This is a genomic window from Stenotrophomonas sp. (assembly GCF_032099025.1).
Taxonomy (GTDB): Bacteria; Pseudomonadota; Gammaproteobacteria; order Xanthomonadales; family Xanthomonadaceae; genus Stenotrophomonas.
On sequence record NZ_DAMCID010000016.1, the window covers coordinates 85,785 to 104,313 of the forward strand.

At 67.2% G+C, this 18,529-nt stretch carries 19 protein-coding genes; 12 read left to right on the forward strand and 7 right to left on the reverse strand.

All coding sequences use genetic code 11. From position 1 onward, the window contains the following. Positions 1-162: 162 nt before the first annotated feature. A complete protein-coding gene (locus RT456_RS12805) occupies positions 163-1,299 on the forward strand; it encodes a pyridoxal phosphate-dependent aminotransferase (protein WP_313347241.1) in 1,137 nt (378 codons plus the stop codon). Positions 1,300-1,341: 42 nt separating this feature from the next. On the opposite strand, the gene zipA is transcribed toward RT456_RS12805, so the two are convergent. From zipA to RT456_RS12835, 6 genes are all read right to left on the reverse strand, one after another. Then, entirely contained in the window at positions 1,342-2,073 is a 732-nt protein-coding gene (gene zipA, locus RT456_RS12810) for a cell division protein ZipA (protein WP_313347242.1), read from the reverse strand. Positions 2,074-2,116: 43 nt separating this feature from the next. Beyond that, the gene (smc, locus tag RT456_RS12815; protein WP_313347243.1) at positions 2,117-5,620 is read right to left on the reverse strand and encodes a chromosome segregation protein SMC; all 3,504 of its coding nucleotides are present in this window, start codon (positions 5,618-5,620) and stop codon (positions 2,117-2,119) included. A gap of 644 nt (positions 5,621-6,264) precedes the next feature. Continuing rightward, positions 6,265-6,717, reverse strand: coding sequence for a 50S ribosomal protein L9 (gene rplI / locus RT456_RS12820; protein ID WP_313347244.1), 453 nt, complete (start codon positions 6,715-6,717; stop codon positions 6,265-6,267). Between the two features lie 150 nt (positions 6,718-6,867). Beyond that, positions 6,868-7,098 (reverse strand): 30S ribosomal protein S18, encoded by a 231-nt coding sequence (rpsR, locus tag RT456_RS12825; RefSeq protein WP_002804494.1) that lies wholly within the window; start codon positions 7,096-7,098, stop codon positions 6,868-6,870. 11 nt (positions 7,099-7,109) lie between these two features. Next, positions 7,110-7,547 carry a 30S ribosomal protein S6 gene (gene rpsF / locus RT456_RS12830; protein ID WP_313347246.1) on the reverse strand — a complete coding sequence of 146 codons (438 nt, stop codon included), beginning with the start codon at positions 7,545-7,547 and terminating at the stop codon, positions 7,110-7,112. Between the two features lie 168 nt (positions 7,548-7,715). After that, entirely contained in the window at positions 7,716-8,054 is a 339-nt protein-coding gene (locus RT456_RS12835) for an iron-sulfur cluster assembly accessory protein (protein ID WP_313347247.1), read from the reverse strand. Between the two features lie 129 nt (positions 8,055-8,183). On the opposite strand from RT456_RS12835, the gene asnS reads away from it, so the two are divergent. The 11 genes from asnS (at position 8,184) to RT456_RS12890 (ending at position 17,729) form a co-directional block, all read left to right on the forward strand. Beyond that, entirely contained in the window at positions 8,184-9,578 is a 1,395-nt protein-coding gene (gene asnS / locus RT456_RS12840) for an asparagine--tRNA ligase (protein WP_313347249.1), read from the forward strand. Positions 9,579-9,602: 24 nt separating this feature from the next. Beyond that, complete coding sequence (locus RT456_RS12845) at positions 9,603-9,908, forward strand: hypothetical protein (protein WP_313347251.1); 306 nt, start codon at positions 9,603-9,605, stop codon at positions 9,906-9,908. Beyond that, positions 9,905-10,219, forward strand: a complete 315-nt coding sequence (locus RT456_RS12850; RefSeq protein WP_313347253.1) for a hypothetical protein — start codon at positions 9,905-9,907, stop codon at positions 10,217-10,219. The genes RT456_RS12845 and RT456_RS12850 overlap by 4 nt, the downstream gene beginning before the upstream one ends. Before the next feature lie 6 nt (positions 10,220-10,225). Further along, entirely contained in the window at positions 10,226-10,858 is a 633-nt protein-coding gene (locus RT456_RS12855; protein WP_313347255.1) for an FMN-binding negative transcriptional regulator, read from the forward strand. Further along, positions 10,855-11,517: a carbonate dehydratase gene (gene can / locus RT456_RS12860; protein WP_313347257.1), complete on the forward strand. Its 663-nt coding sequence runs from the start codon at positions 10,855-10,857 to the stop codon at positions 11,515-11,517. The genes RT456_RS12855 and can overlap by 4 nt, the downstream gene beginning before the upstream one ends. A 23-nt stretch (positions 11,518-11,540) precedes the next feature. Beyond that, a complete protein-coding gene (locus RT456_RS12865) occupies positions 11,541-12,053 on the forward strand; it encodes a 3-hydroxyanthranilate 3,4-dioxygenase (protein WP_313347259.1) in 513 nt (170 codons plus the stop codon). 180 nt (positions 12,054-12,233) lie between these two features. Further along, a complete protein-coding gene (gene kynU, locus RT456_RS12870; RefSeq protein ID WP_313347261.1) occupies positions 12,234-13,511 on the forward strand; it encodes a kynureninase in 1,278 nt (425 codons plus the stop codon). A gap of 31 nt (positions 13,512-13,542) precedes the next feature. Continuing rightward, positions 13,543-14,910 carry an NAD(P)/FAD-dependent oxidoreductase gene (locus RT456_RS12875; RefSeq protein WP_313347263.1) on the forward strand — a complete coding sequence of 456 codons (1,368 nt, stop codon included), beginning with the start codon at positions 13,543-13,545 and terminating at the stop codon, positions 14,908-14,910. After that, on the forward strand, positions 14,910-16,352 hold the full coding sequence (gene sbcB / locus RT456_RS12880; RefSeq protein ID WP_313347265.1) for an exodeoxyribonuclease I: 1,443 nt from the start codon (positions 14,910-14,912) through the stop codon (positions 16,350-16,352). Before RT456_RS12875 ends, sbcB begins: the two co-directional genes overlap by 1 nt. Then, positions 16,349-17,035, forward strand: coding sequence for a DUF2461 domain-containing protein (locus RT456_RS12885; protein WP_313347267.1), 687 nt, complete (start codon positions 16,349-16,351; stop codon positions 17,033-17,035). The genes sbcB and RT456_RS12885 overlap by 4 nt, the downstream gene beginning before the upstream one ends. Before the next feature lie 154 nt (positions 17,036-17,189). After that, a complete protein-coding gene (locus RT456_RS12890; protein WP_313347269.1) occupies positions 17,190-17,729 on the forward strand; it encodes a DUF2939 domain-containing protein in 540 nt (179 codons plus the stop codon). 66 nt (positions 17,730-17,795) lie between these two features. On the opposite strand, the gene RT456_RS12895 is transcribed toward RT456_RS12890, so the two are convergent. Then, on the reverse strand, positions 17,796-18,529 hold a 734-nt coding region (locus RT456_RS12895), incomplete at its 5' end, for a 5'-nucleotidase (protein WP_313347271.1).

Here is an 18,529-nt window from a genome sequence, read left to right on the forward strand (position 1 = left end):
CGGCGGCCAGCGGCCACCCGCTGAGGTGACGGCGGCGCCGGGCAACCACACCGCCCCTGCCGATGGTGGCGACGACGACGGCACGCCTGCGCGCGGGTGGCTTGCCGGCCGGGCGGCGTGGCGCTAGCGTGCAGGCATTGTCCCGCCTCCGGTGTTCCCGCGATGTCATCGCACCTGCCGTCCCGCCGCACCTTCCTGCACCTGGCCGGCACCGGCCTGGCCCTGTCCGGCATCGGCCTGGTGCCGGCGACGTCAACCGCCGTGGCGTCGCCCTCCGCGCCACCCCGGGCGACCGGCCCGGTGCTGCTCAATTTCAATGAAAGCCCGTATGGCCCTGCCCCCGCCGCGCAGGCGGCCGCGCGCGCGATCGTCGCCGACAGCGGCCGCTACCTGTTCGCGCTGGCCGGCGAACTGCGCGATGTGTTTGCCGCGCAGGAAGGGATCGGCACGGACCGCGTGCGGCTGTTCCCCGGCTCCAGCGAGCCACTGAACCGGGCCGCCGTGGTGTGGACCTCGGCTACCGCCGGACTGGTGGTGGCCGACCCGACCTTCGAGAGCCTCGGTGACCTGGCCGCCGCGCGCGGTGCCACTGTCGCGCGCGTGCCGCTGACGGCCGATGGCGCCCACGATGTCCGCGCGATGGTGGACGCTGCCGCGCGCATCAACGCCGGCCTGTTGTATCTGTGCAATCCGAACAACCCCACCGGTTCGATCACCCCGGACGCCGACATCGCCTGGCTGCTGGCGCACAAACCGGCGCAGACGCGGGTGCTGGTCGATGAGGCCTACCTGCAGTTCAGTGCGCAACCGTCGGTGATCGCGCAGGTGATGCAGCGCGACGACCTGATCGTGCTGCGCACGTTCTCCAAGCTGTACGGCATGGCCGGGCTGCGGCTGGGCGTGGCCGCCGCGCACCCGGACCGGCTGCGCGAACTGGCCAGCCTGGGCGACAACCCGTTGCCGGTCACGGCGCTGGCCGCCGGTTTGGCCAGCCTGCGCGAGCCTGGCCTGGTGGCGCAGCGGCGCGAACAGAACGCCAGCGTGCGCCAGGCCACGGTGGAATGGCTGCGCAAGCGCGGCTTCCGCTGCGTGCCGTCCGAAGCGAACTGTTTCATGGTCGACGTACAGCGCGACGGTGCGGCGTTCACGGCCGCCATGGCCGAACGCGGCGTAGTGATCGGCCGCAGCTGGCCGATCTGGCCCAAGGTAGTGCGCGTCACCGTCGGCACCGAAGCCGAGATGGCCGCCTTCCGCACGGCGTTCGCGGCGATCACAGGCGCGCCAACGGCGCAGGGTTAAGGTGGAATGCGCGGGCCGCCCGTCGAACGCGTCGCGTTGGCTTCACCAACGCGGGGCTTTCGTAAGTGGCGGCGCCTGGTGCTGGCGGTCATACGCGCGCAGCTCGTCGCGGATGTGCGCGACCCGCTGGCGGCCGAGCGAGGCGCGGCTGTCGTCGAGGACGATGCCGTTCAACAGCTCGGCCATGCGCTCCACGGTCGGCAGCATCTTTTCCCACGCGTCCAGCGCGGTCAGCGGCGCCGGCAGGGTCAGGAAGAAGGCGATCGCCGGGGTCTCCATCTCACGGATGTTGGCCATGTCGAAACTGCCCGGCTTCATGATGCTGGCCATGGAGAAGATCGGGCCGCGCTCGGGATGCCCTTCCACCAGGCGGTGGAACACGTTCATGTGGCCGAACACCAGGCCGGTCTTCTCGGCGGCGACGACGATGTCTTCGCCGCGCAGCTGCTCGCCGGCGCGGGCCGCCACGAACAGCGACACGATCTTGTCGAAATCCTGCGTGGCGCGCTTGCCCAGGTCGCTGACCGGGGCGTCCACGTCGGGCAGGCCCAGTTCGGGCTGCGAGACGCCGTCGTCGCGGCTGGCCGTGCCGTCGGCGCCGGGGGCCTCCCCGTCGCCCAGCATCGGCTCACGCCGCTGGCCGGTGCTGTTCTCCGCGCCTTCCAGGCGACGGCCCTGCGATTTCTTCTTCGGACGGCCAAACAGGAAGATCGCGGCAATCAACAGCAGGCCGGCGGCCAGGATGCCGATGCGGAGCAGTGCCATGTCGGACATTCGGGGGGTCTCCGGCTAAATACATTCAGGTAAGCATGGCACGTCAGGCCGCGCCCGCCAATCGTGCCGCCTCTTCCAGGTCAACGCTGACCAGGCGGCTGACGCCCGGCTCGCGCATGGTCACGCCCGACAGCTGGTGGGCCGCCTCCATGGTCGCCTTGTTGTGGCTCACGAACAGGAACTGCACTTTCTCGCTCATCTCCTTGACCATGTTGGCCAGGCGACCGACGTTGGCTTCATCCAGCGGCGCATCCACCTCGTCCAGCAGGCAGAACGGCGCCGGGTTGAGCTGGAAGATCGCAAACACCAGCGCCACCGCGGTCATCGCCTTCTCGCCACCGGACAGCAGCGAGATGCTGGACACCCGCTTGCCCGGCGGCCGCGCCATGATCGCAACACCGGTGTCGAGCAGGTCTTCACCCGTGAGTTCCAGGTAAGCGTGGCCGCCGCCGAACAGGCGCGGATACAGCTGCTGCACACCGGCGTTGACGCGGTCGAAGGTGTCCTTGAAGCGGCCGCGGGTCTCGCGGTCGATCTTGCGGATGGCGTCTTCCAGCGTCTCCAGCGCGGTGCACAGATCGGTGTTCTGCGCATCCAGGTAGTCCGAGCGCTGCGAGGCCTCGCCATATTCCTGGATGGCGGCCAGGTTGACCGGCTCCAGGCGGCGCATGCGCCCGTCGATCTGGTGCACGGCCTGTTCCCAGTCGCCGATGCGGGCGTCCTCGGGCAGTGCGTTGATCACGTCCTGCAGCACGAAGCCGGCCTTCTCCACCGAGGCGGTGAGCTGGTCGGCACTGAGCACCAGCGCCTGCTGGTCCAGCTTGCGCTGGGAAATCCGCTCGCGCTGGGCCAGCGCCTGTTCGTCGCGATGGTGGCGGGTCTGTTCGAAATTGCGCAGCTCCGCGTCGATGCCTTCCAGCAGGGTGCGGGCTTCGCCCAGCACGCGGTCGGCGCGCACGCGCTCGCCGAGCGCATTCTGGTGTTCGGCTTCCAGCGCCTGGACCGGGGAACCGCCGTCGTCGAGCTGCGAATGCAGTTCGCCCAGGCGTGAATCGAGCTGGCCGCGCTGGGTGCTCATGCGCTCCAGCGCCTGGCTCAGCGAGGTCACCTGGGTGCGCTGCGACTCCAGCGTGAGGGCCAGGGAATGCGCACTCTCACGCACGTTGCGGGCGGCCTCGCGGGCCTGGTCGCGGGCGTCGCTGAACTGGCGGCGCTCACTTTCCAGCGCGTGCCGCACCGCTTCCAGATCGCCCATGCTGTTGACCGCATCGTCCAGCCGCGACCGTGCCTCGCGGACCTGTTCGCGCCCGGTATCAAGCGTTTCAAGCAGCTGCGAGAGCTCGCCTTCGATGCGATCGATGCGGGTGCGCGCGGCATCGACCTTGCCCTGCTGGCTCTGCAGCTGACCCCCCAGCTCGGACACGCTGCGGTGCGCCAGGTACAGCTGGCGCTGCGCGTCTTCGCGCTGCTGCTCGCCGGCCAGCAGCTGGTCACGGAATCCAGCCAGGCGCTCTTCGAGACCGGCTTCGCGTTCCTGCAGGCTGTCGATCTGCTCGCGCAGGGTGACGATTTCGCGTTCGCGCAGCAGCGCGCCCTGCTTGGCGGCGCCGGAGCGCGAGACGCGCACCCAGCCGTCGCCGAGGCGCTCGCCACCGCGGGTGATGACCGAATCGCCCTCGCCCAGCTGCGCCTGCAACGCACGCGCCTGTTCGAGGTCTTCAGCGGCATGCAGGCGGGCCAGCAGCCGACGGATCGCGGTGGGGCCCTGCACCTTGGCGGCCAGCGAGGTCGGGGCGACCTCAAGCGGGCTCTGGTCGGCCGAGACCAGGGCGATGCGCCCATCGCCCAGCTCGGCCAGCGCGCCGACCAGGCGTTCGGGCGCCTCGACCAGCACGCCTTCGATGAGCTGGCCGAGTGCGCTTTCAACGGCGTTTTCCCAGCCGCTTTCCACGTTGAGGCGCTCGCCGACGCGCGCACCCGAATCCAGGCCATGCTGTTTCAACCAGGCCACCGCCGCGCCCTGCTCCTGGCCCAGTGCGGCCTGCTGCAGGGTTTCCAGCGAAGACAGGCGACCGCGCGCGGCCTGGGCCTGCTTGCGGATATCCGCCAGTTCGGTCTGGCCGCTGCGCTGGCGATCCTGCAGGCCAGCCACGGCTTCCTTGCGTGCCTCGACCTGCTCGGTCAGGCCATCCAGCGCGGCCTTCTGGGTCTCGTGCTGGAGCTGCAGCTCCTCAAAGGTCTCGGCCAGCGCATCCAGGTCCAGCCCGGTGCGTTCGGCGGTGAGGGCCTCACGGCGGCGGTCGGCTTCGAGCACCTGGCGGTCCAGGTAATCGACGCGGGTGCGCTCGACTTCGCCGGCACGGGAGGCTTCGGAGGTGTTGCGGGTATGGGCTTCCCAACGCGCCTGCCAGTCGGCAAGCCGGGCTTCGGCGTCGCGCAGGGCCTCCTGCTTGATTTCGTTTTCTTCCTGCAGCTGCTCCAGCTGGGGTTCGGCCAGCTCGACGGCGTCGCGCAACACGATCAGTTTGGCTTCGTCGCCGCTGATGTGCTGACCCAGTTCGGCCAGGGCCTGCTGGGTTTCGTCGCGGGCCTTGTGCAGGCGCTGCGACATTTCACGCTGGTGCTGGATCTGCTGTTCAAGCCGGGCCAGGGTGCTGCCCACCTGGTACACCTCGGCCTGTGCGGTGCTGAGGGCATCGGACGCTTCTTCGCGGCGGACGCGGCTGGTCTCGATGCGGGCCTCGGCGTCGCGCTGTTCGGCGATGAGCTGCTGCAGGCGGGTTTCTTCCTGCGACAGGGCCTCGCGCAGGCCGCCCAGGCGCTGGTCGAGGCCACGGAATTCGAGCGCCTTCCATTCGGCATCCTTGACCTTGCGCTCTTCCTGCAGGGTCTGGTACTGCTCGGCCTGGCGGGCCTGGCGCTTGAGGTGTTCGAGCTGCTTGCCAATCTCTTCGCGAAGGTCGCCGAGGCGGTCGAGATTCTCGCGGGTGTGCCGGATGCGGGTTTCGGTTTCCTTGCGGCGCTCCTTGTACTTGGAGATGCCGGCGGCTTCTTCAAGATAGACGCGCAGGTCTTCGGGCCGGGCTTCGATGATCTGGCTGATCATGCCCTGCTCGATGATGGAGTAACTGCGGGGCCCCAGGCCGGTACCGAGGAACAGGTCGGTAATGTCGCGGCGACGGCACTTGGTGCCGTTGAGATAATAGTTGCTGCTGCCGTCGCGGCTGACGGTCCGCTTCACCGATATTTCGTTGAACGAGGCGTACTCGCCGGAAATGGTGTGGTCGGTATTGTCGAAAATCAGTTCGACGGTTGCCTGCGACACGGGCTTGCGTGCGGAAGACCCGGAGAAAATAACGTCGGTCAGCGAGTCGCCACGCAACCGGCTGGCGGAGCTTTCGCCCATGACCCAGCGCACGGCATCGATGATGTTGGACTTGCCACAGCCATTGGGCCCGACCACGCCGGTCATGTTGGTGGGCAGATGCAGGGTGGTGGGATCAACAAACGACTTGAAGCCGGAGAGCTTGATCGTGGACAGACGCATGGCGTGGTGGGCTTCCGGACAGTCGCGATAGGCGGAGTATAACGGGGTGGGTGTTGTGCGGGCGGTTGAGGCGATAGGGCCAGAGCCAGAGCAAAGCCAAAGCCATGGGCGTTGGGGCTATCGGATAGCGCGCCGGGCTGGGCGGGGTGGCGGGACACGCCGTGAACCCATCCATGGGGGCTTGGCAAAAACATCCATGTTTTCGACAGTCCCGCCACCCCACCCAGCCCGTCCCGCCCGCAGATGGCTGGTGCGCAAGGGCGATCACGAGCAACAGCCAGTGCGCTCTTCGGTCTGGGTCATGCGTTACCGCGGGCGTTCAGTTGATCGGCGGTCGTTTGGGAACAGCCCTACCGGCGCAGGCGCAATACGCCACGCCGTAGAGCCAGGCCATACCTGGCTGCTCCTTCTTTCCGCCGCCGACCATGTATCGGGGCGGCCGGCGGGTAGCCCCCGGAGGGACGCTAGAAAACATGGATGTTTTCTAGCAGCCCCCATGGATGGGTTCACGGCGTGTCCCGGAGCGGGGCTGCCCGGCGGCCGCCCCACCACGGAAAAACAGAAACGCTGCTCTTGGCGCACACAAACAAAAACGGGCACCCTTTCGGGCGCCCGTTTTCAGAATCCAAGCCTTGCGGCAGGGATCAGGCCTTTTCGGCTTCCACCACCACCTTGACGGTGGTTTCGACGTCGGCGTGCAGGTGAATGGTCACCTCGTACTCGCCCACGTTGCGGAAGGCGCCTTCGCCCAGGATGACTTCGCTCTTTTCCAGCGGCAGACCGGCCTTGGTGAAGGCTTCGGCGATGTCGCGCGGGCCAACCGAGCCGTACAGCTTGCCTTCGGTCGACGCGTTGGCGGCGATCGAGACGCTCTTGCCTTCCAGCTTGGCCTTGCGGGCTTCGGCGTCAGCGTGGATCGACTCGGCCTTGGCTTCGTACTCGGCGCGCTTGGCAGCGAACTCGGCAACGTTGCCAGCGGTGGCCGGAATGGCCTTGCCGGTCGGGACGAGGAAGTTGCGGCCGTAGCCCGGCTTCACGTCGACCTGGTCGCCCAGACCGCCGAGGTTGGTGACCTTCTGAAGAAGAATCAGCTTCATGGTGTTGCTCCAATATGTATTCGTTAGCGAGGCGAACCCCGCAGCGGATGGCTGTCCGAATATCCGAACGGTAGACCCGGCACCGCCCGCTGCCTTGCGGCGCGGGCGGTCGAGACTACGAAAGCGGCGGCCAGGGGCCGCCCGCCCTCATCAGACGTCGTGGTTGTCGGTGTACGGAATCAGGGCCAGGAAACGGGCGCGCTTGACGGCCGTTGCCAGCTGGCGCTGGTACTTCGACTTGGTACCGGTCACGCGGCTCGGCACGATCTTGCCGTTCTCGGTGAGGTACTGGCGCAGGGTGTTGAGATCCTTGTAATCGATCTCCTTGACACCTTCGGCCGTGAACTTGCAGAACTTGCGGCGACGGAAGAACTTGGACATGTCAGTGCTCCTTAAGCGGCCGAAGCGGCGTCATCGCCGGCATCGGTGTCAGCGGCGGGGGTGGTTTCGCCTTCTTCGTCATCACGACGACGACGCTCACCGCGCTCGGGCTTGTCGCCCTTCTCGTCCTTGCTCTTCATGATCAGCGACTGCTCGGTGTCGGCACCCGGACGCAGGATGACGAGGTTGCGCAGCACTGCATCGTTGAACTTGAAGCTCTCGGTCAGTTCGGTCAGCACCGCCTGATCCACTTCGATGTTCATCAGCACGTAATGTGCCTTGACCAGGTTCTGGATCGGGTAAGCCAGCTGACGACGGCCCCAGTCTTCCAGACGGTGGATGGTGCCGTTGCCGGTTTCGACCAGCGACTTGTAGCGCTCGATCATGGCCGGGACCTGTTCGCTCTGGTCCGGGTGGACCATGAACACGACTTCGTAATGACGACTCATGTGTTGTTACCTTTCGGATGTGGCCCTTGTCGGGCCGGACAGCCCCCCGCAGGTGAACGCGGTGGAGCAAGGGTCCTGCCAGAAATCAGGCAGGAAGCCGCGCATTGTGGCAGCAAAGTCCTGCCCCGGCAAGCTGAACCGGGGACGCGAGACCATGCGGCGCCCGTTTCAGGCCTTGTCGGCCTCGGTGGTGAAGCTTTCGCCGCAGCCGCATTCAGCCGTGGCGTTGGGGTTCCTGAACGTGAACGTCTCGCTCAGGCCCTGCTTGCCGAAGTCGATCTGGGTCCCATCGACCAGCGCCAGGCTGTCGGCGTCCACGTAGATGCGCACCCCGTCCTGCTCGAACACGGTGTCTCCGGGACGCTCGTCACGGGCCAGGTCGGTGATGTGCCCCCACCCCGAACAGCCGGTGCGGGTCACGCCGAAACGCAGGCCCAGCGCATCGGGGGTCTGTGCGACGAACTTCTGGACGCGGGTAAAGGCAACGGGGGTAAGGGTTACGGCCATGACAGACAACTCCAGCGGATCAGACACATTATAGGTCCACGGCCCAGTCAGAAATGCCTCGCAAGCAGAACGCTGCAACCGTTAAACTCCTCGTTCAGAGATCGAGTCGATCAACAGAGGATTCAAGTCATGACGGTGGTCAGCGTTGAACATGCGCTTGCCGGGAAGATCCCGGAAGGCGGCGAGGCAACTGTACGGGGCTGGGTGCGCACGGTGCGCGGCTCTGCGGCCCTTGCTTTCGTCAATGTCACCGACGGCTCCTGCTTCGCCCCCATCCAGGTGGTGGCCAATGACACCCTGGCCAATTTTGACGACGTCAAGGCGCTGACCCCGGGCTGCTCGGTGATCGCCCGCGGCACCCTGGTCAAGTCGCAGGGCAAGGGCCAGTCGTTCGAGATCCAGGCCAGCGGCATCGAGATCGTCGGCCTGGTCGAAGACCCGCTGACCTACCCGATCCAGCCCAAGCCGATGAGCGCAGAGTTCCTGCGCGAAGTGGCGCACCTGCGCCCGCGCACCAACCTGTTCGGCGCGGTGACCCGCATCCGCAACTGCCTGTCCCAGGCCGTGCACCGGTTCTTCCACCAGAACGGCTTCAACTGGATCAGCACCCCGATCATCACCACCTCCGACGCCGAAGGCGCCGGGCAGATGTTCCGCGTGTCCACGCTGGACATGGCCAACCTGCCGCGCAACGCGAAGGGCGAGGTCGACTTCAGCCGCGATTTCTTCGGCAAGGAAACCTTCCTCACCGTGTCCGGCCAGCTCAACGTCGAGGCCTACTGCCTGGCACTGAGCAAGGTGTACACGTTCGGCCCGACCTTCCGTGCCGAAAACTCCAACACCACCCGCCACCTGGCGGAGTTCTGGATGATCGAGCCGGAAATCGCCTTCGCCGACCTGGCCGAAGACGCACGCCTGGCCGAGCAGTTCCTGAAGTACCTGTTCCGCGCGGTGCTCGATGAGCGCGGCGACGACCTGGCCTTCCTGGCCGAACGCGTGGACAAGAACGCGATCAAGAAGCTGGAAGACTTCATCAACGCCCCGTTCGAGCAGATCGACTACACCGACGCGGTGAAGCTGCTGCAGAAGGCCGACAGGAAGTTCGACTTCCCGGTCGAGTGGGGCCTGGACCTGCAGACCGAGCACGAGCGCTGGCTGACCGAGGAACACATCGGGCGCCCGGTGGTGGTCACCAACTACCCCGAGCACATCAAGGCGTTCTACATGCGCCTGAACGACGACGGCAAGACCGTTGCGGCGATGGACGTGCTGGCCCCGGGCATCGGCGAGATCATCGGCGGCAGCCAGCGCGAAGAGCGCCTGGACGTGCTGGACGCGCGCATGGCGCAGTTCGGTCTGGACCCGGCCCATTACGGCTGGTACCGCGATTTCCGCCGCTACGGTTCGGTTCCGCATGCCGGCTTCGGCCTGGGCTTCGAGCGCCTGGTGGTCTACGTGTGCGGGCTGGGCAACATCCGCGATGCGATCCCCTACCCGCGCGCACCCGGCACCGCCGAGTTCTGATCCCGACCACGGAGGCATGCCCCCATGACCCTGTTCTTCGCGCTGTGTTTCGTCGGCGTGGCGATCGCCGGGTTCAGTGCCTTCGTGATCTTCTGGCCGCTGACGCTGGTGCATATCCGCGACCGCCACCCTGCCCTGGCCACCCGCTTCGGCAGTGGTGCCTTCCTGCGCCCGGACGCGCTGCGCTGGCTGCTGGGCCGCGATTACCGCGACACCCCCGACCGCTCGCTGTCGGGGCTGGCCACGCCGGCCTGGCTGTCGCTGCTCACCCTGCTGGCCGGACTGGGCATGGCCGCCCTGCTCTGGCTGCTTTCGATGGTACTGACATGAACGACATCACCGCCCACCACGACCAGTGGTTCCTCGCCAGCCTGGGCAACACACTGATCTGGGCACGCCTGCGGGTGCGTCCCGGCGGCACTGCCGAAGTGCTGGACAGCGATGGCAACACGCTGAGCTACGACAGCGAGGACACCGCGCGCTCGCAGCTGTTCGACGCCGAATTCGTCGCCTACGACGGGCTGGATGAGGAAGACGCGCTGATCCGCGGCTTCAGCCTGCACGAAGTGCGCCCGCCCCAGGCCGACAGCGATGACGGACTGCAGGGGCGCATGGTGCAGAACCTGGGCGCGCGCGCCTGACCGACGATGTTCATTCCGTCCGACTTCGTTGAGACCGACCTGACTTGGCTGGACCGGCTGATGGCGCGCGATGCGTTCGTCACCGTGGTCACCACCGGCAGCGACGGGCTTCCGCAGGTAACCCTGCTGCCGGTGGTCTACCGGCGCGATGGCGACGACATTTTCATCGAGGGCCACTGGGCCCGCCCCAACCCGCAGGCCGGCCATGCCGGCCCGGCGCTGGTGCTGGTGCACGGGCCGCACGCCTATGTATCGCCGGGCTGGTATCCGGACAAGGACGCGCAGGCGCGCGTGCCGACCTGGAACTATGCGGCCGCCGAACTGCGCGGCACGCTCGAACCGGTCACCGATCCAGAGGCGTTGATCGCCATGCTGGACCGGCTGAGCGCGACCTACGAAGCCACCGTGGGCGGCGATTGGAGCCTGCTGCCGATCGAGCCACGCCAGCGGCGCATGCTGGGCGGCATCATCGGGTTCCGTTTCCGCGCCACCCAGGCGCAGATCAAGCTCAAGCTCAGCCAGAACCATCCCGAGGCCAACCAGCGCAACGTGATCGATGCGCTGTCGGCGCTCGACTCCCCTTCTTCCCAGGAGCTGGCGCAGTGGATGCGCTGGAAACTAGAGGTACCGCAACCATGAAAGACATCCACAAGCTGCTGCAGAACAACCGCGACTGGGCCGACCGGATCGAGAAGGAAGACCCGGACTTCTTCCACCAGCTGGCCAAGCAGCAGCACCCGGAATACCTGTGGATCGGCTGTTCGGATTCGCGCGTGCCGGCCAACCAGATCATCGGCATGGCACCGGGCGAGGTGTTCGTCCACCGCAACGTCGCCAACGTGGTGGTGCACACCGATCTGAACTGCCTGAGCGTCATCCAGTACGCGGTGGACCAGCTGAAGGTGAAGCACATCCTGATCGTGGGCCACTACGGCTGCGGCGGCGTGCATGCCAGCCTGAACAACACGCGCGTCGGCCTGGCCGACAACTGGCTGCGGCATGTCGGCGACGTGGCGCAGAAGCACGCTGCCATCATGGATGCGATCGAGGAGCCCGACCTGAAGCATGCGCGCCTGTGCGAGCTCAACGTGATCGAACAGGTGGTCAACGCCTGCCGTTCGACCATCGTGCAGGACGCCTGGGCGCGCGGCCAGAAGCTGATGGTGCACGGCTGGGTATACAGCCTGAAGGACGGCCGCGTGCGCGAAATGGGCATCGACGTGGGTCGCCCGGAAGACCTGCAGCCGGCCTACGAGCAGGCGCTGGCCCACGTACCGCGCCGCGGCCGGCGCGACTGACCCCCCACCGCACGGAACCGCCCATGCTCGCCTCCCCGATCAACCTGCTGGCCTGGATCGACGAGAATCGCCACCTGCTCAAGCCGCCGGTGGGCAACAAGATGATCGAGAACGGTGACTTCATCGTGATGGTGGTGGGAGGCCCGAACAGCCGCACCGACTTCCATTACGACGAAGGCCCGGAGTGGTTCTATCAGCTCGAAGGCGAGATGCTGCTGAAGATCCAGGAAGACGGCGCGGTGCGCGACATTCCGATCCGCGCCGGCGAGATCTTCCTGCTGCCGGGCAAGGTGCCGCATTCACCGCGCCGCCCGCCCGGCGGCGTGGGCCTGGTGGTGGAACGCAAGCGCCTGGCACACGAGCGCGATGGCGTGATGTGGTTCTGCGAACGCTGCAACCACAAACTCTACGAAGAATATTTCACCCTGCAGAACATCGAAACGGACCTGCCGAAGCTGTTCGAACGCTACCAGGCGTCCGTCGAGATGCGCACCTGCGACGCCTGCGGGCACGTGGACCCGCTGCCGGGCACCTGATCGCCTGATTGCCGCGCCAACAGCAGCCAGGCAGGGCCTGGCTCTACGATCCTTCCGGAGACGTACCGAAGCCGCCCATCAGACGTCCATGACCGGCAGCCTTCACCCCCCACGTCGGATTCAGCCCATAGGCAGGACACACAGATAGACTGTCTGTTCACAGACAACCTCAATCGCCCCATGTCCGAGATCCTCAGTCGCACCCATGCCGTGGCCCTGGACGCTGCCGACCCCCTGCGCGCCCTGCGCGGTGAGTTCGTGTTCCCGCAGCACAACCATCGCGACCAGACGTACTTCGTCGGCAACTCGCTGGGGCTGCAGCCGCGTGCGGCCAAGGCCGCCGTGCAGGAGGTGATGGACAAGTGGGGTGCGCTGGCCGTGGAAGGCCACTTCACCGGCGAGACCCAGTGGCTGGGCTACCACCGCCTGGTCAATGCGCAGCTGGCCCGCATCGTTGGCGCCCTGCCCAGCGAAGTGGTCGCCATGAACACCCTGAGCGTCAACCTGCACCTGATGATGGTCAGCTTCTACCGGCCCACCGCCGCGCGGCCGGTCATCCTGATGGAGGCCGGCGCCTTCCCGACCGACCGCCACGCCGTGGAATCGCAGATCCGCTTCCATGGCCTGGACCCGGCCACCTGCCTGGTCGAAGTGCAGCCCGATGAGCCCAACGGCACGATTTCGCTGCAGGCCATCGAGCGCGCCATCACCGAACACGGCCCGCGCCTGGCGCTCGTGCTGTGGCCGGGCGTGCAGTACCGCAGCGGCCAGGTGTTCGACCTGGACGCGATCACCCGCATGGCCCGCCTGCAGGGTGCCCGGGCGGGCTTCGATCTGGCCCATTCGGTGGGCAACGTTCCGCTCCAGCTGCACGACATCGCCCCCGACTTCGCCGTGTGGTGCCATTACAAGTACCTCAACAGCGGTCCGGGCGCCGTGGCCGGCTGCTTCGTGCACGAGCGCCATCACCGCGACCACACCCTGCCGCGCTTCGCCGGCTGGTGGGGTCATGAGGAAGCCACCCGCTTCAAGATGGCGCCGCAGTTCGTGCCGGCCGTGGGTGCCGAAGGCTGGCAGCTCAGCAACCCGCCCGTGCTGGGGCTCGCCCCGCTGCGCGCGGCATTGGACGTGGTCGACAAGGCCGGTGGCATCCAGGCGCTTCGCGACAAGTCCCTGCAGCTCACCGGCCTGCTCGACGCCCTGGTCCGTGCCCGCCTGCCGGGTGTGCTCGAGGTGCTCACCCCGCGCGAGCCGGAACGGCGCGGGTGCCAACTGTCACTGCGTGTCGTGGATGGCCGCGAGCGCGGCCGCCACCTCTTTGAATACCTGCAGACGGTCGGCGTGCTGGGCGACTGGCGCGAACCCGACGTGATCCGCATCTCACCGACCCCGCTGTACAACCGCTACCTTGACCTGCACCACTTCGTCGAGGAAGTGGAATCCTGGGCCGGACTTTGAGCCGCACTCCCCCTCCTTCGCGGAACCGCTCTTGATCGCTACTGCACACCGCTCCCTGAGCATCATCGGCGCCGGCCTGGCCGGCTCCCTGCTGGCCATCCTGCTGTCCCGCCAGGGCTGGCGGATCACCCTGTATGAGCGTCGCGGCGACCCGCGCATCAGCGACTACGAATCCGGCCGCTCGATCAACCTGGCCCTGGCCGAGCGCGGTCGCAATGCCCTGCGCCAGGCCGGCGTCGAAGACGCGGTGATGGCCAAGGCGGTCATGATGCGCGGGCGCATGGTCCACCCGCGCCACGGCGAACCGCAGCTGCAGCGCTATGGCCGCGACGACAGCGAAGTGATCTGGTCCATCCACCGCAAGGACCTCAATACCACGCTGCTGCAGCTGGCCGAAGATGCCGGTGCGCAGGTGCATTTCCACCGCCGCCTGCACACCGTCGATTTCGATGCCGGCTACGCCCGCTTCATCGATGACCGCAACGACCACCCGCACGACATCCGTTTCGATACGCTGATCGGCGCCGACGGTGCCGGTTCGGCGCTGCGTGCGGCGATGAACCGCAAGCACCCCTTGGACGAGCGCATCGACTTCCTGGACCACTCCTACAAGGAGCTGGAGATCCCGCCCACCGAGGACGGCGGCTTCCGCATCGACGCCAATGCCCTGCACATCTGGCCGCGCGGCAACTACATGTGCATCGCGCTGCCCAACGACGAAGGCACCTTCACCGTCACCCTGTTCCTGCCCAACGAAGGCGAGCCCAGTTTCGCCACCACCAACAGCGGTGCCGAGGCCGAGGCGCTGTTCGCGCGCGACTTCCCCGACGCACTGCCGTTGATTCCCAACCTGCGCCGCGACTGGGAAGAACACCCGCCCGGCCTGCTCGGCACGCTGCACCTGCGCCAGTGGCACCTGCAGGGCCGCGCCGTGCTGATCGGCGATGCCGCCCATGCCATGGTGCCGTTCCACGGCCAGGGCATGAACTGCGCGTTCGAGGACTGCGTTGCCCTGGCCGGCCACCTGCTGGAGCAGGACAGTCTGGCCGGCGCCTTCGCCGCGTTCGAACGCGACCGCAAGCCCAATGCCGAGGCCATCCAGCAGATGGCGCTGGAGAACTACCTGGAAATGCGCGACCGCGTGGCCGACCCGGCCTTCCTGCTGCAGCGCGAGCTGGAGCAGCAGCTGCAGGCACGCTGGCCGACCCGCTTCGTGCCGCACTACACCATGGTGACCTTCCTGCACACGCCGTACGCGGTGGCGCTGCAACGCACCGAACTGCAACGGCGCATCCTCGCGGACGCCACTGCCGGCCACGACAGCCTGGACCCTATCGACTGGGACGCCCTGGAACGTATCGTGCACGCGCAGCTGCCGGTGCTGGAGGGCGCGCACTGATGGCCGACGACAGCTTCCTGTTCTACGACCTGGAAACCTTCGGCCAGGACCCGCGCCGCACCCGCGTGGCCCAGTTTGCCGCCATCCGCACCGATGCCGCGCTGAACATCATCGACACGCCGGTGAGCTTCTACGTGAAGCCCGCCGACGACCTGCTGCCCTCGCCGATCGCCACGCTGATCACCGGCATCACCCCGCAGCACGCGCACGCCGAAGGGGTGAGCGAGGCCGAGGCGTTTTCGCGCATCAACGACCTCATGGCGCGCCCGGGCACCTGCACGCTCGGCTACAACACGCTGCGCTTCGATGACGAGTTCGTCCGCCACGGGCTGTTCCGCAATTTCTACGATCCCTACGAGCGCGAGTGGCGCAACGGCAATTCGCGCTGGGACCTGCTGGACATGCTGCGCCTGGCGCACGCGCTGCGCCCCGAGGGCATCGCCTGGCCGCAACGCGAAGACGGCGCCACCTCGTTCAAGCTCGAACACCTGGCGCTGGCCAATGACGTGCGCCAGGGCGATGCGCACGAAGCGTTGTCGGACGTGCATGCCACCATCGGCATGGCACGGCTGTTCCGGCAGTCACAGCCGCGGCTGTGGGAGTACGCGCTGAAGCTGCGCGACAAGCGTTTCGTCGGCAGCCTGCTCGATGTGGACGCGATGCAGCCGGTGCTGCACGTGTCCATGCGCTACCCCGCCCAGCGCATGTGCGCCGCGCCGGTGCTGCCGATCGCGCGGCACCCGTACATCAACAACCGGGTCATCGCGCTCGACCTGGAAGGCGACATCGACGGCCTGCTCGCGCTGCCGGCCGAAACGCTGGCCGCCCGCCTGTACACGCGGGCGGCAGACCTGGCCGAGGGCGAGCAGCGCGTGCCGCTCAAGGAAGTGCACCTGAACAAGGTGCCCGCGCTGGTCGCCTGGAACCACCTGCGCCCGTCCGACCATGCCCGGCTGGGCATCGACGTGGCGACCGTGGAGGCCAATGCCGCGCGTGTGCGCGAGGCCGGCCCGGCGCTGGTCGAGAAGGTACGGCAGGTCTACGGCGGTGAACGCACAGCCACGGTCAGTGACGTGGACGCCTCGCTCTACGACGGCTTCCTGGCGGACGGCGACAAGGCGTTGATGGCCCGCCTGCGCACCAGCCCGCCGGCCGAACTGGCCGGCTTCGCCGAGCGCCTGAAGGACCCACGCATGCCGGAGCTGCTGTTCCGCTATCGCGCACGCAACCACCCGCACACCCTGGATGCCGCCGAACGCCAGCGCTGGAACGACTACCGTCGGCAGCGCCTGTTTGGCGACACCGCGCTGGGCGAGCAGCGCCTGGGCGAGTTCCGCGCGCAGCTGGACGCCCTGGCCGTCGAACACGCGGCCGACCCCGCCAAGCTCGCCCTGCTGCAGCAGCTGGGCGACTGGGGCACCCAATTGGAGCAGAGCCTGTGAGCAGCTATTTCAGTCCCGCCAGCTTCACCTTCCTGCGTGGCCTGGCGCGCAACAACGACAAGACCTGGTTCAACGAACACAAGGCGAAATACGAGGAGCATGTGCGGCAGCCGTTCCTGCGCCTGATCACCGACCTGCAGCCGGACCTGGCCGAGGTCAGCACCCACTTCCGTTCCGACCCGCGCGGCGTGGGTGGTTCGCTGTTCCGCATCTACCGCGATGCGCGCTTCTCCAACGACAAGTCGCCCTACAAAAGCTGGCAGGGCGCGCGCCTGTTCCATGAGCGCCGCAAGCAGGTGCCGGCACCGTCGTTCTACATCCACCTGCAGCCGGGCGAGAGCTTCGTCGGCGCGGGTCTGTGGCACCCCGAGCCGGCCACCCAGCGCAAGGTGCGCCACTTCATCGTGGACAACCCCGGCGCCTGGAAGGCGGCCGCGCATGCGCCTGCGCTTCGGAAGAAGTTCGATTTCGAGGAAAGCGAGAAGCTGGTGCGCGCGCCGCGCGGCTTCGAGCCGGATTTCGAGTTCATCGACGACCTCAAGCACCGCAACTGGGTGTTCTGGCGCTCGCTGGACGATGCCACCATGACCGGGCCGAAGCTGCGGCAGACGCTGGCGAAGGATCTGGTGGCGCTGGGGCCGTTTGTGGACTATCTGTGTGCTGCGTTGGATCTGGAGTTTTGAGGGTGGGTCGCTTCCGGTGCCTACACGCACGAACTCCGTCCCGAGACCGGCGGTGGGCGCCGCGCGCATGGCGATGCGTTCGTCGAAACGGCGCCCCTTGGTCATACAGCGCGACTCTACCCAGCGTTGACGTGGGCTGCGGCAAGCTGGTGACATGAAAAAACTGCTTCTGCTGCTGGGACTGGTCGTGGTGCTGCTGGCGGGCTGGCTGGTCAGCGGGCCGTATTTGACCCTGCGTGGGCTGGCCGCAGCGGTTGAACAGCGCGACACCTCGACGCTGGACCGGTACGTGGACTTCCCGATGCTGCGTGCCAACCTGCGCGCGCAGCTGGACGATTACATGGTGCGGCGCGCTGGGCCGGACGTGCAGTCCAACCTGATTGGCGCGCTGCTGCTGACCGCTGGCCAGAAGTTGAGCGGAACGGCGGTGGACGCGATGGTGACGCCGACCGGGATCGGTGCGTTGATGGAAGGCCATACGCTGTGGAAGCGGGCCAGCAATGACCTCGAGAGCAATGACGCCTATGCCGCGCCGCGTGCGGCGCGGCCGCTGGAGGGCGCCACACATCGCTTCGAGTCGACGTCACGATTCACCGCCACCACCCACACGCCGGAGGGCGCGCCGATGGTGTTCGTGCTGCAGCGGCAGGGATTGGTGTGGAAGCTGGTGAATATCGAGCTTCCGCTCGATTGATCGGTGTCACGACCAACAGTCGTGACCTACCGGCGATGTGTCACGACCAACGGTCGTGACCTACCTTCAATCGTTCGCCACGCCGTGCGGCACGTGGCCGGCGGCCACGCTTTGATGCTGGCGGGCGCTGTCGATGTTGTGCTGCGAATCGTCGAAGAAGATGTCCGCGCCGAATGCTTCCAGGAACGGGCCCTTGTGGCGGCCGCCCAGGAACAGCGCCTCGTCCAGGCGCACGCCCCACTCGCGCAGGGTGCGGATCACCCGCTCATGCGCCGGTGCCGAGCGCGCCGTGACCAGCGCGGTGCGGATCGGCGCATCTTCGCCCGACGGGAACACCGCCTGCAGCGTGTGCAGTGCCGACAGGAAATTGCGGAACGGACCGCCGCTGAGCGGCTCACGCGCGTTTTCGCGTTCATGCCGGCCGAACGCCTCCACGCCCTGCTCGCGCGAGATGCGTTCGCTTTCATCGCCGAAGATCACCGCGTCGCCATCGAAGGCGATGCGCAGCTGGCCCAGCGGCTTGCTGAGATCCACCTGCTCGGCCGCGGCGATGGTCTCGCCCGGCGGTTTGGGCAGGATCGTCGCCGCCGCGATCCCATGCCGCAGTGCACGCCGCACCGACTCGGGGTTGGCCGACAGGAACAGATCGGTACCGAACGGCTTCACATACGGCCAGGTCGGCTCACCGGCGGTGAACGTCGCGCGGATGATGCCCAGGTCGTAATGCTGGATCGAATTGAAGATGCGCAGCCCGGTGTCGGCGGAGTTGCGCGACAGCAGGATGACCTCCACCCGCGGTG

Bases quoted from the DNA above. Each gene is read 5' to 3' on its own strand.
- RT456_RS12845 (WP_313347251.1), top strand. From the start codon at position 9,603: ATGACCCTGTTCTTCGCGCTGTGTTTCGTCGGCGTGGCGATCGCCGGG.
- RT456_RS12865 (WP_313347259.1), top strand. From the start codon at position 11,541: ATGCTCGCCTCCCCGATCAACCTGCTGGCCTGGATCGACGAGAATCGC.
- smc (WP_313347243.1), bottom strand. From the start codon at position 5,620: ATGCGTCTGTCCACGATCAAGCTCTCCGGCTTCAAGTCGTTTGTTGAT.
- RT456_RS12855 (WP_313347255.1), top strand. From the start codon at position 10,226: ATGTTCATTCCGTCCGACTTCGTTGAGACCGACCTGACTTGGCTGGAC.
- RT456_RS12850 (WP_313347253.1), top strand. From the start codon at position 9,905: ATGAACGACATCACCGCCCACCACGACCAGTGGTTCCTCGCCAGCCTG.
- RT456_RS12890 (WP_313347269.1), top strand. From the start codon at position 17,190: ATGAAAAAACTGCTTCTGCTGCTGGGACTGGTCGTGGTGCTGCTGGCG.
- can (WP_313347257.1), top strand. From the start codon at position 10,855: ATGAAAGACATCCACAAGCTGCTGCAGAACAACCGCGACTGGGCCGAC.
- kynU (WP_313347261.1), top strand. From the start codon at position 12,234: ATGTCCGAGATCCTCAGTCGCACCCATGCCGTGGCCCTGGACGCTGCC.
- sbcB (WP_313347265.1), top strand. From the start codon at position 14,910: ATGGCCGACGACAGCTTCCTGTTCTACGACCTGGAAACCTTCGGCCAG.
- zipA (WP_313347242.1), bottom strand. From the start codon at position 2,073: ATGTCCGACATGGCACTGCTCCGCATCGGCATCCTGGCCGCCGGCCTG.
- RT456_RS12835 (WP_313347247.1), bottom strand. From the start codon at position 8,054: ATGGCCGTAACCCTTACCCCCGTTGCCTTTACCCGCGTCCAGAAGTTC.
- rpsR (WP_002804494.1), bottom strand. From the start codon at position 7,098: ATGTCCAAGTTCTTCCGTCGCCGCAAGTTCTGCAAGTTCACGGCCGAA.
- asnS (WP_313347249.1), top strand. From the start codon at position 8,184: ATGACGGTGGTCAGCGTTGAACATGCGCTTGCCGGGAAGATCCCGGAA.
- rpsF (WP_313347246.1), bottom strand. From the start codon at position 7,547: ATGAGTCGTCATTACGAAGTCGTGTTCATGGTCCACCCGGACCAGAGC.
- RT456_RS12805 (WP_313347241.1), top strand. From the start codon at position 163: ATGTCATCGCACCTGCCGTCCCGCCGCACCTTCCTGCACCTGGCCGGC.
- rplI (WP_313347244.1), bottom strand. From the start codon at position 6,717: ATGAAGCTGATTCTTCTTCAGAAGGTCACCAACCTCGGCGGTCTGGGC.